General features: G+C 35.3%; 14 protein-coding genes. 7 read left to right on the top strand and 7 right to left on the bottom strand.

Annotated elements, in window-relative coordinates:
* The first annotated feature begins 80 nt into the window (after positions 1-80).
* The 6 genes from QLQ95_RS21845 (at position 81) to QLQ95_RS21820 (ending at position 7,722) form a co-directional block, all read left to right on the top strand.
* Positions 81-527: a hypothetical protein gene (locus QLQ95_RS21845; protein WP_095930032.1), complete on the top strand. Its 447-nt coding sequence runs from the start codon at positions 81-83 to the stop codon at positions 525-527.
* Positions 528-531: 4 nt separating this feature from the next.
* The gene (locus tag QLQ95_RS21840) at positions 532-993 is read left to right on the top strand and encodes a hypothetical protein (RefSeq protein ID WP_482501657.1); all 462 of its coding nucleotides are present in this window, start codon (positions 532-534) and stop codon (positions 991-993) included.
* Positions 971-1,492 (top strand): hypothetical protein, encoded by a 522-nt coding sequence (locus QLQ95_RS21835; protein WP_482501655.1) that lies wholly within the window; start codon positions 971-973, stop codon positions 1,490-1,492. The genes QLQ95_RS21840 and QLQ95_RS21835 overlap by 23 nt, the downstream gene beginning before the upstream one ends.
* Positions 1,493-1,756: 264 nt before the next feature.
* Positions 1,757-2,134, top strand: coding sequence for a hypothetical protein (locus QLQ95_RS21830; protein ID WP_095930029.1), 378 nt, complete (start codon positions 1,757-1,759; stop codon positions 2,132-2,134).
* 79 nt (positions 2,135-2,213) lie between these two features.
* Positions 2,214-6,590, top strand: coding sequence for a CusA/CzcA family heavy metal efflux RND transporter (locus QLQ95_RS21825; RefSeq protein WP_482501653.1), 4,377 nt, complete (start codon positions 2,214-2,216; stop codon positions 6,588-6,590).
* A gap of 1 nt (position 6,591) precedes the next feature.
* Positions 6,592-7,722, top strand: a complete 1,131-nt coding sequence (locus tag QLQ95_RS21820) for an efflux RND transporter periplasmic adaptor subunit (protein ID WP_428238749.1) — start codon at positions 6,592-6,594, stop codon at positions 7,720-7,722.
* A 178-nt stretch (positions 7,723-7,900) separates the two neighbouring features.
* Here QLQ95_RS21820 and pdeM read toward each other — a convergent pair whose 3' ends face one another.
* From pdeM to QLQ95_RS21790, 6 genes are all read right to left on the bottom strand, one after another.
* The gene (gene pdeM / locus QLQ95_RS21815; RefSeq protein ID WP_482501651.1) at positions 7,901-8,539 is read right to left on the bottom strand and encodes a ligase-associated DNA damage response endonuclease PdeM; all 639 of its coding nucleotides are present in this window, start codon (positions 8,537-8,539) and stop codon (positions 7,901-7,903) included.
* Positions 8,540-8,545: 6 nt separating this feature from the next.
* Positions 8,546-11,005, bottom strand: coding sequence for a ligase-associated DNA damage response DEXH box helicase (locus QLQ95_RS21810; protein ID WP_482501650.1), 2,460 nt, complete (start codon positions 11,003-11,005; stop codon positions 8,546-8,548).
* Positions 11,006-12,607, bottom strand: coding sequence for an ATP-dependent DNA ligase (locus QLQ95_RS21805; protein ID WP_095930024.1), 1,602 nt, complete (start codon positions 12,605-12,607; stop codon positions 11,006-11,008).
* A 71-nt stretch (positions 12,608-12,678) separates the two neighbouring features.
* The gene (locus QLQ95_RS21800) at positions 12,679-13,683 is read right to left on the bottom strand and encodes a ligase-associated DNA damage response exonuclease (RefSeq protein WP_482501648.1); all 1,005 of its coding nucleotides are present in this window, start codon (positions 13,681-13,683) and stop codon (positions 12,679-12,681) included.
* Positions 13,684-13,713: 30 nt separating this feature from the next.
* Complete coding sequence (locus tag QLQ95_RS21795; RefSeq protein WP_320494983.1) at positions 13,714-14,100, bottom strand: YidH family protein; 387 nt, start codon at positions 14,098-14,100, stop codon at positions 13,714-13,716.
* A 17-nt stretch (positions 14,101-14,117) separates the two neighbouring features.
* Positions 14,118-14,435, bottom strand: coding sequence for a hypothetical protein (locus tag QLQ95_RS21790; RefSeq protein ID WP_482501646.1), 318 nt, complete (start codon positions 14,433-14,435; stop codon positions 14,118-14,120).
* Between the two features lie 225 nt (positions 14,436-14,660).
* On the opposite strand from QLQ95_RS21790, the gene QLQ95_RS21785 reads away from it, so the two are divergent.
* Entirely contained in the window at positions 14,661-14,792 is a 132-nt protein-coding gene (locus QLQ95_RS21785) for a hypothetical protein (RefSeq protein WP_256385526.1), read from the top strand.
* A gap of 91 nt (positions 14,793-14,883) precedes the next feature.
* Here QLQ95_RS21785 and QLQ95_RS21780 read toward each other — a convergent pair whose 3' ends face one another.
* Entirely contained in the window at positions 14,884-15,513 is a 630-nt protein-coding gene (locus tag QLQ95_RS21780) for a DsbA family oxidoreductase (protein WP_320494984.1), read from the bottom strand.
* Between the last annotated feature and the right edge of the window lie 108 nt (positions 15,514-15,621).

Below are 15,621 nucleotides of genomic sequence, written 5' to 3'. Positions count from 1 at the left end.
CATTTGCCAATTTCGAATTGTAGCAAGTCGATCTTAGTAGTAATCTTGCTGGTATAAATTATTTTTAAAACTATAAAATTATGAATAAGAATTTTTTTACATTGTTAATGATCGCTTGCCTTTTTATATCATCATTAAGTTATGGGCAAGAAGACAAACGCATTAAAATAGAAATCGCTTTGAAAGATGGTAACAAAACGACAAAAGCGGTATTGCGATCTGCTACATTTTCTTTTACCAAATCTACCGTTAGCGGAACAGAGTCGGAGGTAAAAAACAATTATTATTTTTCTCTTGATTTTGAAAAACAAGATATTGCCTTACTGGCCGTTTTAATGAAAAATAAAGCTGGAGTCGATGGTCAGATTACCATGACTGATACATTTGGAAAGCTTCCTACGAGAAAATTTGATTTTACAAAAGGAAGAGTAGATTCTTTAAGCGATCAATTAACGGCCGATTATACCAGCGCTTACATCTCCCTTCTTTGCGATTCTCTGATTATTGATGGCGTTAAAATTGAGTAGAGAAATGATTGAACTGAAGAAATTCACAAAAGAAGAAAATCTGTATGTCATGAAAAGACAATACGGCTTTGGACTAATTGTGGTACTCGGAATGATTGCTTTTACTATTGGAGGCATTTATTATAAAAATAATGCAGTAATTGGCATTTTTGGAGTCATGTCTGTTATATGTTTTATTGCGATTTGGCAGGAAGGATTTAGTATTGATCTAGACAGAAATGAGTTTAGAATAAAAAACGGATTGATAAATAAACCCGTTCTGATTCCGATTGCTGATTTTCTCAATTTTGAAGTGGTCAAAGTCAGACATAATTTTATCACAACAAACGTTTGCTTAAATCTTTATTACAGAAAAGATAACAAGGAGAAATGCACTGGAATTGCACAAGGTTTTACAGCTAGATCCATGCAGAATTTGATGAATGAAATTAATGAAATTTTAGATGAACATTCGAGAAAGATATAACATCGAAGAAACGCTGTATTCATTTTCATTAAATCCGCAAAAGCCATCACTAGATCAATCATGGTGGTTTTTGGTTGGAATAGCGGCAGGAGTAATAGCTTTACTATTGTTTTTTAATGATCTAGGAGAAGAAATGCGCTGGGTGATTGGTGTATTTTTAGTATACTTTTTGGTTCATTTTTTATATGATATTCAAATAGCTGCTAAAATTCAGTTTACGTTTGATGCTCGTAATAATGCCGTTTATAAAACAAGTCCGTTACTTTCAAAAAAGAAAATAATGAATTTGGATGAAGCTATAATTTTTGTTCAATCAGAAATGGGAAGCTGGCATTATGCTTTAGGAGCAAAGAAAAGCCAGTTTATTAAGAATTATAGAATTAGTGAAGGATTTAGTTCAGGGAGAAAAAGCGACAAAAGGCAAGACGCCTACGAGAATCTGATTTTAGTAAAAATAGGTAAGCTTCAAGAAAATGCAAATTCCAATCGCAATACTTAAATTCTGTACTAAAAATACAGTTGCAAAAAATTAAAAACACAAACGGGTTAATTCAATAAGAATTGACTCGTTTTTGTTTTATAAAGAAGAATAGCAGCATTGAAAGCTAGGAAGATAGGATTAGATTTTGACGATTTGATAGTAAACAAGCTTCATCAATATTGGATGCAGTAAAAGCGGTATTGCATATTTCTAAATTGTTAAAAGACCCTTTTGCTAGTTTAAAAAGATGAAATCTTAGAGAATTTAAATTAAATTTGCTTCGTGCGAAAACTAATTGTCTACATATTCATTTTTCTAATCGCTTCAAACAGCAGTTTTGTGCAGCAGTTCTATAAACTGCCAATTCTGATAGAACATTTTCAGGAACATAAAAAACTGCAAGGGGTAAGCTTCATAGATTTCTTGTCTATGCATTATTGGGGAGAAGATTTAAAAGACAATGACGGAGATCGAGATATGCAGCTTCCTTTTAAAACCATTAGCAGCAGTTCGGTTCACTTTGTTTTTATTTTAGACGACAAAGACTTACTTCCGGTTCCTTTCAATCCAGAATTACCACAATCAAAAATTCCAACTTACAGATCAGATCTTTTTTCAGATCCGAATCTGCTTTCTCTATTTAGACCTCCGATTGCATAATTAATTTTTAAATTTTTCTTGAAGTGACTGATACATAGTGTTTTCAGTTGCTCATTTATTATTTTTTAATTAATAAAATATGCTTAATAAAGTAATTCAGTTCTCAGTTAAGAACAAACTGGCAATTGGAATCTTTACACTGCTGTGGATTATCTACGGTGTGTATGAGGTTACCCAATTACCAATTGATGCTGTACCAGACATCACTAATAATCAGGTACAAATTATCACAACAGCTCCATCGCTTGGCGCAGAAGATGTAGAGAGATTAATTACATTTCCAATTGAACAAGCCATCAGTAATATTCCAAATTTAAAGGAAAGTAGAAGTATTTCACGTTTCGGACTTTCGCTTGTAAGTGTTGTCTTTGAAGACGATGCAGATGTATATTGGGCACGTCAGCAAATTGCGGAAAGATTACAGCAAGTAGAAATTGATCGGAATGCAAATTCGCCTGAAATGGCACCTGTAACAACGGGTTTGGGAGAAATCTATCAATACGTTTTAAAACCAAAACCAGGTTACGAAGAAAAATATTCCTTAGAAGATTTACGAACCATTCAGGATTGGACCATCAGAAGACAGCTTTTGGGGACAAAAGGAATTGCTGATGTTTCTACTTTTGGCGGAAAATTAAAACAGTATGAAATCGCTGTAAATCCAGCCCGATTAAAAGCTCAGAATTTAACGATAAGTGAAGTTTTTACCGCTTTAAATAGTAGTAACGAAAACACTGGTGGAGCTTATATCGAGAAAGGACCAACAGTTTCTTACATTAGAAGTACTGGTTTAGCTAAAAGCCTTAAAGACATTGAAAACATTGTGGTTAAAAGCACACAAGGTGGACTTCCTATTTTGATAAAAGATGTTGCCGATGTTAAGATTTCTTCAGCGATTCGCTACGGTGCTTTAACAACCGACGAATATGGAGAATCGGTTGGTGGAATTGTAATGATGCTGAAAGGTGAAAACGCCAATAATGTTATTGTCAATGTAAAAGATAAAATTGCTCAAATCGAGAAAATTCTTCCTGAAGGCTTAAAAATTGAGCCGTTTCTAGATCGAACTAAAATGGTAGACAACGCCATTGGAACAGTAGAAAAGAACTTAATTGAAGGTGCTTTAATCGTCGTTCTAATTCTGGTTTTATTCTTAGGAAATCTTAGAGCAGGTTTTATTGTAGCTTCTGTAATTCCGTTAGCGATGCTTTTTGCCATTATTATGATGAATACTTTTGGCGTAAGCGGAAATTTAATGAGCCTTGGAGCATTAGATTTCGGATTGATTGTAGACGGAGCTGTAATTATTGTGGAAGCGATTCTGCATCATCTTCACAGTTCTAAAAAATACCAAGTCTCAAATGATATTTCGCAAGAGGAAATGGATAAGGAGGTTACAGGTTCGGCAGCACGTATGATGAATGCGGCAGTTTTTGGGCAAATTATTATTTTGATTGTGTATTTGCCTATTCTTTCTTTACAAGGCATTGAGGGTAAAATGTTCAAGCCAATGGCGCAGACTGTTGCTTTTGCCATTTTGGGAGCTTTCATTTTATCATTGACTTATGTCCCAATGGTCAGCGCTTTATTTCTAAGTAAAAAAATCAGTCCTAAAAAGAACCTTTCCGATCTTATTATGGAAAGATTAGAAAACGCTTATGAAGGTTGGCTTACCAAAGCTTTGCGTATTAGAAAAGCAATTGTAATTGGCGCATTTGTGCTTTTTGGAATAGCAGTTTTATTATTCGGAAGAATGGGCGGAGAGTTTATTCCGCAATTGGAAGAAGGCGATTTTGCTGTTGAAACCCGATTGCTGCTAGGAACCAATCTTTCTACCACAACAGAAACCATTGCAAAAATTTCTAAAGAATTAAAGAAAGAATATCCTGAAGTAGAGCAAGTGGTATCCAGAATTGGAAGCGCAGAAATTCCAACCGATCCAATGCCAATTGAAGGCGGAGATATGATTATTGTTTTAAAGGACAAATCGGAATGGACAAGTGCTTCTTCGTTTCCTGAATTGGCAGATAAAATGACCAAAACCGTTAAACGAATTGCGCCCGGAGTTACAACTGGATTTCAGTTTCCTGTTCAGATGCGTTTTAACGAATTGATGACAGGAGCCAAACAAGATTTGGTTTGTAAAATTTACGGAGAAGATCTTCAAAAACTTTCTGAATACGCTGAAAAACTGGGAGCAATTAGTAAAACCGTTGAAGGTGCAGCCGATTTATATGTAGAAAAAGTAACCGGAATGCCTCAAATCGTAATTGATTACAATTGGGCGGAAATGGCAAAATACAGTTTGCGTGTGGCAGATGTAAATGCAACGATTAACGCCGCTTTTGCAGGTGCTGTTGCTGGAAGTATTTACGAAGGTGAAAAGCGTTTCGACATGGTTGTTCGCGTTGAAGATAACGGAAGAAAAGGAATTGAAGATGTTCGAAACCTCTTAATTGCAACGCCTTCTGGAATGCAGATTCCGCTTTATCAAGTCGCAAAAGTAGAGGAAGTAGAAGGTCCGAACCAGATTCAGAGAGAAAATGCAAAACGTAGAATCATTGTCGGATTTAATGTTCGCGGAAGAGACGTTCAATCTATCGTTGAGGAATTACAGCAAAAAGTAAATCAGCAAATTAAATTTGATCCTGGTTATTATATTACATACGGAGGAGCTTTTGAGAACCTTCAGCAGGCAAAAGCCAAATTGGGAGTTGCGGTTCCGGCTGCTTTATTAATGATTTTTGCTCTGTTGTATTTTGCTTTTAGATCGTTTAAAGAAGGAATTATCATTTTTACAGCAATTCCGTTATCTGCAATTGGTGGCGTATTCGCGCTGGTAATGCGCGATATGCCTTTTAGTATTTCTGCCGGAGTTGGATTTATTGCGCTCTTTGGTGTTGCAGTACTAAACGGAATTGTATTAATATCCGAATTTAACCGAATTCAGAAACAAGGAGAAATTACCGATCCTTTCCAGATTATTTTATTGGGAACAAAAAACAGGTTGCGTCCCGTTTTAATGACGGCTGCTGTAGCTTCTCTCGGATTTCTTCCGATGGCGTTGAGCAACGGAGCAGGAGCAGAGGTACAACGTCCACTGGCAACCGTGGTTATTGGCGGATTAGTTACCGCGACTCTTTTAACGCTTTTTGTACTTCCAGCGATTTATTTAATGACGTATCACGCTAAAGTTTTTACTAAAAAAAGAAAAAAGCACATGAATAATTTAACCATTTTATTGAGTATTCTTTTTATTGGGAATATGGCAAAAGCGCAAGAATTACCCATTTCGCTTGACGAATCCATTTCAATTGCGATTCAAAATAACAGAACGATTAAATCGGCTAAATTGAACGAGCAGTCGAAAAGCTACTTGCAAAAATCGGCTTATAATATTCCCCAAACACAAATCGACGCCGATTACGGACAGTTTAATAGCATTCAAAACGACACTCGTTTTGGAATTAGCCAGACTTTTGCTTTTCCAACAGTTTATAGCAATCAGAAAAAAGCCTTAAAAGCTGATTTTAGTAAAGCTAAAGCCGAAGTGCAATTGACTTCGCAAGAAATCAAAACTCAAGTTCGAAATATATACTATGATTATTTGTGGTTGAACAGCAAAAAAGAACTTTTAGTTTACGCTGATTCGATCTACAGGATTATGGAGAAAAAATCAGATTTGAGATTTAAAGCGGGAGAAGCAAATGTTTTAGAAAAAAGCGCTTCGCAATCTGCGAGACAATTTTACAGCAATCAGCTTGTAATGGTTAATAGAGATATTGAAATTGCCTTGAATTCGTTTAATGCCATTCTTCAAGATAAAGTGGAGCACACTCCAAAAAAGAGGAATCTGAAAGCAGTTTTAAATCATTCGTCTATAGAAAATGTAAAAACAGAAAATCTTCCAGCAGTGCAGCGTTCGCAGTTTGAATCGGAAGCGGCTAAGTTCAGATGGAAAACAGAAGGAGCAAAATTACTTCCTGAAATTACTTTGGGATATAACAATTTGAGTATTATTGGAACTCAAACCAATACTTCAGGTCAGGAAGTTTATTATGGTAGTGGACAAAGATTTAATTATGTAAATGCAGGACTTTCAATTCCGCTATTTTTCACAAGTCAGTCGGAACGAAAAAAGGCTGCAAAGGCTGAATACGAAAGCTATGTTGAACTTTCTGAGGCGGCTAAAATCGAGGTGAAAACGAACATTGAAAACGCAGATCGTGAGCTAAAAAAATATCAAGAAAGTTTACAGTATTATGAAACTGACGGATTAAAAAATGCTCAAACCATTATTGAAGCTTCAAGCAGTCAATTGCAAAATGGAGATATCGATTATTTGCAATGGGTTTTGGTAGTCAATCAGGCCATTACAATCAAAAGTGAATATTTAGACGCACTTAATGCTTACAATAAAGCAGTTGTGACACTTCAAAATCTTAATAATATTTAAAATGAAAAAATATATTGCGGCGTTCATAAGCGCTATATTTCTAATTTCTTGCGGAAATAAGAAGAATGAGGAAACTAAAAATGCTGAAAATAAAAGCATTGACATCATTAAATTAAGTCCTGAGCAAGTTAAAAATGCTGGTTTAGAAAGTGGTAATCCGACTGCAAAAAATGTTAAGGAGATTTTACAGCTTCAAGGTACAGTAACGGTTCCGCCCAAAAGTGTAATCAGTATTAGTATTCCATTGGGAGGTTATGTGAAAAGCACCAATCTTATTGCAGGAATGAATGTGCAAAAAGGACAGGTTTTAGCGGTTTTAGAAGATATGCAGTTTATCGAGTTACAGCAAAATTATTTGATGGCGAAAGAGAAATTCGAATTGGCTCAAAATGAACAAAGAAGACAAAAAGAGCTAAATGCAAACAAAGCGGCAAGTGATAAAGTTTTGGAACAAATTACGACTGAAATGAGAACACAGCGTATCACAATCTCTTCTTTGGAACAAAAATTAAACTTGTTAGGAATTAGTGCTAAAACACTGAATGTTGGAAATATTAGCAAAACAATTCGAGTGATTTCGCCAATAAACGGCTTGGTTTCTAAAGTAAATGTAAACATCGGAAAATATGTAAGTCCGACAGATATGCTTTTCGAATTAATTGATAAGAAAGACATTGTTCTAACTTTAAACGCGTTCGAAAAAGACGTGACTTCGCTTTCAATCGGTCAAACGGTTATGGCGTATACAAATTCTTCTGATGCTAAAAAATATGCCGCTAAAATCGCTTTTATCAATCAAAGTTTGAATGGAGATCGTGCGGCAGAAATTATTTGTAAAGTAAACAGTTATAATCCAGAACTTTTGCCAGGACTTTTCATAAACGCCGAAGTGGAAATAGAAAATAAAAAAGCGCTTACAGTTCCTGAAGATGCTGTAGTGCGTTGGGAAGGAAAGTTTTATGTGTTTACAGATATTGGAAACAATCAGTTTCAAATGATAGAGGTAAAGTCTGGAGTTAAAAATGAAGGGTATAATCAAATCATTTCTGACGCCATTTCTAGCTCTTCAAAAGTGGTTGTCAAAAACGCTTACACCTTATTAATGTCTGCCATGAACAATGACGAACAATAATGTTTACTTTCTGATTACAATTTAGAGTTAAACAAGAAAACCCAGTAAATTTAGTTTTACTGGGTTTTTTAATTCTTTGTTTTTCTAATCGATTGATTCTAGCTTTAGTTGAGGGTAATTCATTTTACACTTTAAATGTGTAATTTTATAATGTTGTAAATAAATCAAATAGACTGCCTCAATTGTTTTTGTTTATCAAAATAATTTCATCTCCAGCAATAGCAAAAACGGTATGTTCTGGTTCAGGTTTCATGATAAATTTCCCAGTAAATTCTCCAAAAGCAGGTAAAATCATTTGATTACTTTTTTGAAAAAAACAACGCAATTTTAAGCTTTGAAGCCCTAATCCGCGGAGGATTATTCCAGGATGGATATGTCCTGAGAAATTGAAAAAATCTTCTTTTTCTGTAGGATGGTGGGTAAAAAGAAAATGATCAATTTCTAAAATTTCTGTGACAATCACACCAATTTTTTTATAATGAATTTCATCAATAATATCATGGTTTCCTGTAATTAAATAGGTTTCTTGATCATGGTTGGAAATCCACTCCTCAAATAAATCCCATTCAGCATTTTTGGCGCTGTGAAATAAATCTCCCAAAAAAATGATTTTTTCAGGTAGAAAATGATTCAAAACTGCTGTTATTTTTCTAAAATTTTCAGAAATAGCGTCTTGTGGAATAGCAATTCCGTGTTTTCTAAAATGCGTTACTTTACCCAAATGGACATCAGAAATAATGACCGTTTTTTGCTTTTCCCAAAAAACAGCACCGCTTGAATGAAGTATAAAGTTTTCGTTTTGTATTTGAATATTCATAAAGATCTATTTCATATAAGATGCAGTCATTTTCTGAATTCTTTCCGCCAAAGTCTCGCTCGAAAGTTTTTCTCGTAATCGATCGGTAATTATAGGAAAACTAAAAGGCGTTGGTTTTAAACATTGTTTCCAGATTATTTTTTGATTTGCAATTCGTTCCAAAGCCAAAATCAAACGTCCTTCTTCTAACTGATGCTCAAAAGTTTCTCGATACGCTTGATGCAGTAATAAATTATCAGGTTCGAAATCCCTAAACACTTCAAACAGCAATTGCGAACCACTTTGCAAGTGTTTAGTCTTAACCATTTTTCCTGGAAAACCGGTAAAAACTAATCCTGAAATTACCGCTATATCTCTAAACTTTCTTCGTGCCATTTCGGTCGAGTTTAAACTTTTCTGCAAATCGTGATGTACGTATTCGGTTGAAAATAAATTATTATCTAGAACCGCTTCGATATCAATTTCCTGATCTGAAAGCAATTCGAAACCATAATCATTATAAGCCAAAGAAAATGTGATCGACTGCAATAAACTAATTCTAAAGGCCAATAAACTAGCTAAAGCTTCGTGGACAAAGCGTCCTTCAAAAGGATAAAAAATCGCATGAAATCCTTCTCGAGTTTTGAAAGTTTCAATTAAGAATTCATCTGAACTCGGTACGATAGATTCTTTGCGCTGTCTTTTAAATAAAGGCTGTAAAGCTTTTAATTCTGGCGAAAGATTGTCGGTATTGGCGCGATATAATTCCTGACGAAGCAATTCGCTCATTTGAGAAGAAAGAGCCAAACGGCCACCCATCCAGCTCGCAATTTTAGATTCTTTCTTCGGACTCGCTTTTTTTACCAAAACCTGCATATTTCTGATTTTGAATAATTCCAGTTTCTTTCCTGCGAAAATAAAAGTATCGCCAGGTTTCAATTTGGAAATAAACCATTCTTCAATCGTGCCGATATAACCGCCGCTGAGATATTTTACATTCATAACAGCATCGCCCACAATAGTACCAATCTGCATTCTGTGATGCATGGCAATCATTCTGCTGTTTATTTTGTAACAACCGTTTTCGTCAATTTCTACTTTTTTAAATTCGTCATAAGCATGAAGACTTTGGCTTCCTTGTGTGATGAAATTTAAAATCCAGTTCCAATTTTCATCCGTAATGGTTTGATAACTGAAAGTTCCCTGAATTTCTTTAAAAATTTCGTTTGGATAAAATCCGTCAGAAACGGCCAACGTATTAAGGTATTGAACCAAAACATCCCAGCTATTTAAGTACGGAACGCGATCTTCTATCACACTATTTTCAACCGCCTTTTTCAAGGCCGAAGCCTCGATTAATTCAATAGCATGAGTAGCAAGAAAATAAATAACGCTTTCTTTTCCAGGCTGATGTCCGCTTCGTCCGGCTCGCTGCATAAAACGGGCAACACCTTTTGGACCTCCAACCTGAATAATCGATTCTACAGGGGCAAAGTCAACACCCAAATCTAAACTAGAAGTGCAGACCACGACCTTTAATTCTTCATTTCGAATGGCATTTTCTACCCAAAGTCTGGTTTCTCTGTCAATGCTTCCGTGATGCATTGCCATTTCACCAGCAAATTCGGGATATTTTTCTAGTAATCTCTGATACCAGATTTCGCAAGCCGAACGGACATTGGTAAAAATAAGCGTCGTTTTACTGGCTTTTATAATTTTTGCCGCTTCATCAATCAGATGTAAACCCATATGTCCGCGCCACGGATACGTATCCATTTTGTCTGGAATAATCGAAACTACTTTTATTTTCTTATTAATTACCGCTTTGATTAAAACGGAATTATGATACGCTTCAGAATCTACTCCAAGTAAAACTTCTTGCGCTTGCTGTAGATTACCAATTGTGGCTGAGATTCCCCAAATGCGAATATTTTTAGCAATAGTTTTCAATCTTGATAAACCTAATTCTATTTGCACGCCACGTTTGGTTCCGAGTAATTCGTGCCATTCGTCAATTACTATAGAACTGCAATTTTTAAAAATATTAGGATAACCTTTAGTGGCTAAAAGTAACTGCAGACTTTCGGGAGTTGTAATGAGCAAATCGGGCATTTTGTTTTTTTGCTTGGCACGTTCTGCAGAAGATGTATCTCCCGAACGAATTCCAACAGTCATTGGAATGTCTAAATCTATTAAAACTCGCTCTGCTGCTTGTTTGATCTCAACAGATAAAGATCTCAAAGGCGTGATCCAAATCGCTTTTAATCCTGAATTGTGTTTGGTTCTATAATTCGGATTTTCTTTAATATAATTTAGAATGATAGGAAGCCAAAGCGCGTAGGTTTTTCCGCTTCCTGTTGGAGCATTTAGCAAGCCATTTTTGCCTTGTAAAAAAGCAGTCCAAGTCTGGGTCTGAAACGGAAAAGGTTTCCATCCCTGACTTTCAAACCATTCGCTGGCGATCTTAAATAACTGCTCTCTATTCATCTATAAAATCATATTTTTTAAATCTTCGATTGAATTGGCTTCTTCAATTTTTTTATCGTGTCGCCATCTTAAAATTCGTGGAAAACGGGTTGCCACTCCGCTTTTATGTCTTTTGGAAAGAGCAATTCCTTCAAAACCAATTTCAAAAACCAATTTTGGCGTAACGCTTCTTACTGGTCCAAATCGTTCTAAAGTATTTTTTTTGATGAAATCATCGACCATTCTAAATTCCGCATCAGTTAAACCGGAATACGCTTTAGCGAAAGTGACGAGTTCACGTTCGTTGTTTTCATTTTCCTGCCAAAGCGCAAAAGTGTAATCGGTAAACAAATTGGAACGTCTTCCGTGACCGCGCATAGCGTAGGTGAGAACGGCATCAATCGTTAAAGGTTCAATTTTCCATTTCCACCAATCTCCTTTTTTTCTTCCAACTAGATACGGAGAATCTTTTCGTTTCAGCATTAAACCTTCGCTTTTCATTTCGCGCGATTTTAATCTTTCGTTTGCGACCTCTTCCCAAGTCGAAAAATGAATCCTTTCTGATAGCTGTAGCGGAATTTCTTTACCAATCAAAGTCGTAAATAATTCTTCTAATAAGGTTCGACGTTCTTCGTAAGGAAGATTCCGAATATCATTTCCCTGCCATTCCAATAAATCGTAAGCTTTAATAATAACAGGTGTGTTTTTTAAAACAGAAGCCGATACATTTTTACGTCCAATTCGGGTTTGCAAATCGTTAAATGTCCCAATTTGATTGTCTATATAGGGAAGGATTTCTCCGTCTATAACCGTCCCGTCTGGAATATTTCCAATAAAAGTTTGAAATTCAGGATACTTATCGGTTACCAATTCTTCGCCACGGCTCCAAACATAAATTTCGTTATCGCGAATAATGGTTTGAGATCGAATTCCGTCCCATTTATGTTCGGCGCTCCAATCTTCAGGATTTCCAAGATTTTCAAGTTCGCCTTCAATTGGATAAGCCAAATAAAACGGATAAGGTTTTGATAAATAATCGCTGCTTCTTTCATCCAAAATCAATTCTTGAAACGTAATCGTATTCGGATTCCAGTCGCCCATTAATTTATAAGCCAATGTGTCTTCATCAATATTTTCGGCTTTAGAAAGCGCTCGAGTCATTAACTTTTGACTTAAACCAATTCTGAAACTGCCCGTTATTAATTTAGTGAAAACGAATCTTTCGTAATAATTTAAATTAAGCCAATTGGTCTGTAAATATTCTTTTTTCTCTAAATCTGTTTTCTTTTTTAAAGCAATGATTTCTTGTAGAAATTCAGTTAAACTTTTATCGGAATGTTCTTTTGTGGTTGGAATTACAAGTGCAATCGTTTCGGCCAAATCCCCCACAATATGATAACTTTCTTCAAAAAGCCAAAGCGGAATATTAGCCAATTCGTTTGCCCATAAACGCAATAAAGTCGTATTAACCGGTCGGGGAGGGCGACGATGCGAAAGAATAGCGATTGTCCAGACTTTGTCTTCGTCGTTTGCTTTTAGAAAATAATTCGTCAGCGCATCAACTTTTACCGATGTTTTATTAGAACTGTCTAAGGTTTTTATAAGTTCGGCAAAGTTTTTCATTTGAATTTAGTTGATGGTTGAAAGTTGTCTGTTGATGGTTTTTGGAATTTGGAATTTATTTATTTTGGAATTTAACTTTCCTCTATGTCATTTGTTTCTCCTTCGTATTGCGTGTTGGCTGTTCGGGAATCGTAACCTAATTCTCTTATATATCTCGAAAAAATATCAGAATATCCATGAGTGCAGATTACTCTTTCTGCGCCTGTTGCTTTTATGCTTTCCAATAAACCGGTCCAATCGCAGTGATCGCTTAAGACAAATCCGCGGTCAACGGCTCGTCTGCGTCTTGCTCCTCTAAAAGCCATCCAACCGCTTGCTGTTCCTGTTACAAAAGGAGTCATTTTTCGAATCCAAGTGCTTCCGTGTGCGCTTGGTGGAGCAATTACAATATTTCCTAATAAATCTTCTTTTTTAGTTTCGGCTGTTACGCGTATAGTTGGAGGCAGATCAATCATTGGGCGTACAATATTGGTCATATTTTCAATTGCGCCATGCGTGTAGATCTGTCCAATGTTTGTGTCGAGATTTTTTAATAATCGTTGTGCTTTTCCTAAGGAATATCCAAATAGAACAGAAGTTTTTCCTTCTGCACGATTCTCGGCCCACCAATTATTAATTTCAGTCATAACATTTGCTTGTGGTTCCCATTTAAAAGCGGGAAGTCCGAAAGTACATTCGGTTATAAAGGAATGGCATTTTACGACTTCATACGGAACAGAAATTCCGTCGTCTTCTGTTTTATAATCGCCTGTAAAAACCCAGATTTCACCTTTGTATTCCACTCTAATTTGTGCTGAACCAATAATATGTCCTGCTGGATGAAAAGAGAATTTTACGCCGTTTATAGTAAAAGTTTCATTCCAGTTTTTCCCCGAAACATTAATGTCTCCCAAACGATGTTTTATAATTGGAATATTAGAATAATGTGTAATATAATTTTGGTGTCCCCATCTCGCATGATCAGAATGGCCATGTGTAATAATGGCATTGGTTACCGGCCGCCACGGATCGAGATAAACATCGGCCTGCTGGCAGTAGATTCCTTTATCGTTAAATTGTAATAATGGCGGATTCATTTTTTAATTTGATAATTAGAAAATTGTTTTTTAAGAGCTTGCTGCTATTATTAGATAGGCGATAAGTGAAATGCTCAATACAAACAGCATCATTGTAATAAAGGTAAGCATTGCGGTTGAATACTGATACTTTCCTTTTTTTAATAGTTTGATAGTGTGTATGTAACGTAGATATGACAGTAAAATAGTCAATGCTCCGGCAATTAATAAACCAATTCCTAAATAGATGGTAAAGTTACTATTGGGCGGAACAGTTTCTGCTAGATGTTTAGCGGGAACCTGTTTTAAAAATAAAGAAAATTTTACCGCTACAAATCCGAAAACCATGATCCCAATTCCAGTGCGAAGCCATGCTAATAAAGTTCTTTCATTAGACAAATATTCATTCATAACTTCCTGATCATTTTTTGGCGACATAACTGTTTTAGGATTTTTTAGTATTCAAAATTTCTATAAGGAGGACAGTTATATTTATCATCTTCATTATCTAGATTATAACTGTTATAAGGATTTGATTCGTTATAGGAAGGAAAAGTATTGTCCTCAGCCAGATTTAGTCCGCTCTCTACGATTTCGTAACAATCATCAGAAAAATGATCGCATTGATTTCTATAGTTGGTATCGTGATTTTGTCCCGAAGTAAAGTTTTCGTCCATTGCTTCATTTTCATGTGCCGTATCAACGTGATCGGGTTTACTGCATTTAAAATCATTTAAGGTTGCAGTTTTTCTGTAGTTGCTTTCTGTTTTCATGGCTGCTATTTTAAATTAGTAAGTGTTTTTATCTTTATGATATACACAAAGTTGAAAATTAGATACTTAAATAATTTATAAGATTCAGCTTTATTTTTACATGATTTGTTTCCGTAGCGTTTTGGCCAAATTTTATTTTGTAATATTCAAATATAATTCTGTAAAATAAGCACTTATCTATTTTGCAACTTTGTATCTATTAATAATTTAAAAAATTATAACATTATGGAAACTTCAAAAAAAGATTCGAAATCTGGAATGAAAGATTCTGGAAAAACTCAAAAATCAACATCTGGTTCTAGAGGAAAAAGCACTACAACAAAATCAACAGATTCAAAAGGTAGAGCTGGGCATTAATTTTTTTAGTTATTCAAAGTAGAGCTAAATAATAAAAGCGTGCTGTTTATATATAAACAGCACGCTTTTACGTTTTCTGAAGCTTAAAGATTTATTTTAAAACTTCCTGAATTGTTTTTACAAAGGTTTCTATAGGCTGAGCGCCCGAAACAGCATATTTGCGATCAAATACAAAGAAAGGAACTCCTTGAACTCCAATTTCAGCAGCTTCTTTAATATCTGATTGTACCTCTTTAACAAATAAATCTTCGCTTTCTAGCACTTCTCTAATTTCATTTTCTTCCAAACCAGCCTGGATTCCTAATTTAATCAAGGTTTGACCATTGTTTAAATCTTCTCCATCAGTAAAATAAGCTTTAAAGAATATTTCTTCCATTCGATCGCCAATATTTTTAGTTTTAGCCAATTGAATGATTCTATGCGCGTTTAAAGAATTTGAGATAACAGCCTTATCAAAATTATAATCTAAACCAACGCTTTTAGCGCGTTCTGCAACTCCTTTATGCATTTCTTTAGATTGTTCAATCGACATGCCTTTTCTTTCCGATAAGAACGTATAAACGTCCATGTCAGGTTGTGAAGTAATGGTTGGATCCAGCTGAAAGCTTTTCCATTCAATTTCAAATTCATCATTAGGAAATACTGCAAGTGCAGTTTCCAACTGTCTTTTTCCGATATAACAAAACGGACACATGATGTCCGACCAAATTTCTATTTTCATTTTACAAAGATATGGAAAATTGTTGTTTCAAGTTTTAGGTTTCAGGTTTCAAGTTGATACGCTATGCGTTTTTCTAACCGCGAAGTGCGCTAAGATTTTACGCAAAGT

Source organism: Flavobacterium sp. B330r, from assembly GCF_056824325.1.
Note: the sequence above shows the minus strand (reverse complement) of the source record. Positions and strands in the feature narration are given on the sequence as shown.